Below are 3,186 nucleotides of genomic sequence, written 5' to 3'. Positions count from 1 at the left end.
TTGCTCGGAGCATCCCTAGGGATTGTCTGAAAAGTCAGCCCGCAAGCATCTTTCGATGCATACCCAGTGTGACCATGGCTTTAAAGCTACTGGCCAGTTTGTCGTAATGCGTACAGATCCGACGTTTTTCCTTGAGCAAGCTGAACAGCCGCCCAATACCGTTGCGTTTTCTGCACTGAGTCCCGTCAAACAGCCGAGGCACGCCAGGTCGAGGCTTGCGGTGCATCCTGCGCAGAGGAATCACCGGCTGCATGCCTTAGCGATCGCAGTACTGACGCAAGATCTGGCTGTCATGACCCTTGTCGGCAAGCACATAACGGCAATGCTTGCGCGGGTGCCCCTTGCTGCCAGGAAGGCTGATCTGATCCAGCAACGGCGTGAAATAGCGCGAGTCAGCCTGTTCGCCAGGCGACAGCAGGATGGCCAGCGGGAAGCCATGGCTGTCGCAGGCTAGGTATATCTTGGTATTCAGCCCGCCCCCGCTTCGGCCGAGACAGTGATGTGGCAGTTCCTGCGGGCTCTTTTTTTCCAGCGCCGCTGGCTGTTCGGGTGGCCCAGATTGGCGTGGAATCGAACATACAGGTGTCCAGATCGATGAAACCGTCTTCTCGCAAATGAAGATGAAGGTGGCGCAGAACCTGCTCGAACGTGCCGTTGTAACGCCATTGTCTGAAACGCTAGTAACCGGTCTTCCAAGGCCCGAAACGTTCTGGAAGATCCCGCCATTTGGCACCAGAGCACAAAATCCAGAAGATCCCGTTAAGCATCTGACGATCATCTCGCCTTGGCCGCACCATGTATTGAGGAGAAACAATGGCTTCAATGATCGCCCAACGCTTAGATGAAATTTCATAACGGCTTGTCATACCGGCTCTCCTTGCAACCAGAGGGCATCATTCTAGCCAAAGCGACTTTTCAGACAAACCCTAGGGCTTCGGGTGATGGCAAAAAAAAGTCACACTAAACTAAACTGGTTTTGGCTGCCCCCTTATTGGTGACTACCTCAAGGATCGCCCGTCCCAGAGCACGAATGTCGGGTTCTTTCAAAATAGAGTGATGAGTTCCCCTGACGGAGATGATTTGCAGTTGCTCCTTGGGGATAAGCCCCCCCCAACCAATGCTGATATCACTGCGACTTTCTCCGGTCGCCGAGAATAAAGTGAGGCGTGTCGGTAGCGCTGGCGGAACGTAACGGTAGAGGGCCAGACCGATACTGTGGATCAGTGCCAGGTATCTTTTTGCGAGATCACTATCTATCCCTTCGGGAAGCAGACCTTGAACTTGCGTATAAGCCAATAAGGCCTCGAAATCCCGAGCAGCAGCCAGGTGGCTGACAGCCCCGTGACGTGCATCAGGGGACAAAAGCCTCAACAAGGCTTCGATCTCAGGCGTCTCATAGGGATGAGCGTGTTCAACCTCCTGCGCATTAAACAAATGCCTATAGTCACTGGTGGTGTCGATAAGCCCGAGAAACTCTACTGTAGCACCGGCCCCTATCAACTGATGGGCAATTTCATAGGCGATCGTTCCCCCGGCAGACCAACCGGCGACGCGATACGGCCCATCCGGCTGTATATGGCGGATACCCTGAATGTAGCGTGAGGCCATTGCCTCGATAGTGGTGAGGTGCTCCTCTCCGATTTGCAGTCCGCTCGCCGAAAAGCCATACACCGGGATATCAGAGGAAATTTGCTTCGCCAGCTGTTGGGCATAACCAATATCCCCTGAGCCTTCATGAATGAGGAACAAGGGGTATTGAGTCCCCTCTTTGCGAATGGTGGTTAGATTCGGATGAAGAGACTTGTTCAAACCACTAAGACAAGACGCGGCAAGTTCACAGATTGTCGGATGCAGGAACAGATCGCCCAATGCCACTTCGACCTCGAAACGCTCACGTAGGGACGAAACCAGTTGCACCGCCAGTAACGAATGCCCGCCCAGTTCAAAAAAATGGTCATGGCGACCCATCCGCTCCAGCCCCAGCAACGCCTTCCAGATCTCTGCCAGCGCATGCTCGATTTCACCTACCGGCGCCTCGTAACCACGACTGGCATAAGCGTCGTCTTCCGGCGCCGGCAATGCCCGTCGATCCAGCTTGCCGTTCGGCGTTAGCGGGAAACTCTCCAGCGTTACAAAGGTACTCGGAATCATGTATTCGGCCAGCCCTTGCGACAGTTGCTCGCGCAACTGCGTCGCCGACAACACGGCACCTTCATGCGCTGTCAGATACGCCACCAGGCGTTTGTCTCCGGGACTGTGCTCGCGCGCCAGTACCACTGCCTCCCTGACCCCGAGACAAGCCGCAAGCTGCGACTCGATCTCGCCCAGTTCGATACGGTAGCCCCGGAGCTTGACCTGATCGTCGTTACGCCCCAGGTACTCGATATTGCCGTCCGCCAGCCAGCGCCCCAGATCACCGCTCCTGTACATCCGCGCCGCCGGCCCTGCACTGAACGGATCCTCCAGGAAACGCTCCGCCGTCAATTCCGGTCGATTCAAATAACCGCGGGCGACCCCTACTCCGCCGATATAAATCTCGGCGCTGATCCCGATGGGCACTGGCTGGCCGTGCATATCCAACAGGTAAATCCGTGTATTCGCTATCGGACGGCCGATCGGAACGATCCCGATCTCCTGCTCTGCCACGTAATGCCATGCAGTGACGTCAATGGCTGCTTCGGTGGGTCCATAAAGATTATGCAACTCGCTTTTCGGGAAATGCGCCTGGCTTTGCAATTGCAAAGTATGCGGCAGTGTTTCTCCACTGCAAATTACTCGCTTGAGCGTCGAACACCGCCCTGCTGGCGTCTGATTGACAAAGGCCTGCAGCATGGAAGGAACGAAGTGCAGCATGCTAATGCTTCGGCGCTCGATCACTTCCATCAGGTAGTGAGGGTCTTGATGGCCTCCGGGGCGGGCCATGACCAGCTGTGCTCCGGCAAGCAGAGGAAGAAAGATCTCCCAGACCGATACATCGAAGCCGAATGGAGTCTTCTGCAAGACACAATCGTCGGCCCCGAGCTGGTATTCACTCTGCGCCCACCACAACCGGTTTACGACGCCGTTATGCTGGTTGGCCACACCTTTGGGTTTACCAGTGGAACCTGAGGTATACATCACATAGGCCAGGTGCTGCGGCTTGATGGTCGGCACCACGGGATTATGATCAGCCTCAACCTCCCAGTC

The 3,186-nt window shown here is 55.7% G+C and carries 1 protein-coding gene and 1 pseudogene; both read right to left on the bottom strand.

All coding sequences use genetic code 11. From position 1 onward, the window contains the following. Positions 1-15 precede the first annotated feature (15 nt). Positions 16-866, bottom strand: a pseudogene (locus ALO43_RS29240) (IS5 family transposase). A gap of 94 nt (positions 867-960) precedes the next feature. Continuing rightward, positions 961-3,186, bottom strand: a 2,226-nt coding sequence (locus tag ALO43_RS18835) for an amino acid adenylation domain-containing protein (RefSeq protein WP_157062343.1), incomplete at its 5' end; no start/stop codon positions are given.

Origin of the sequence: Pseudomonas tremae (assembly GCF_001401155.1) — a bacterium.
GTDB lineage: Bacteria > Pseudomonadota > Gammaproteobacteria > Pseudomonadales > Pseudomonadaceae > Aquipseudomonas > Aquipseudomonas tremae.
Note: the sequence above shows the minus strand (reverse complement) of the source record. Positions and strands in the feature narration are given on the sequence as shown.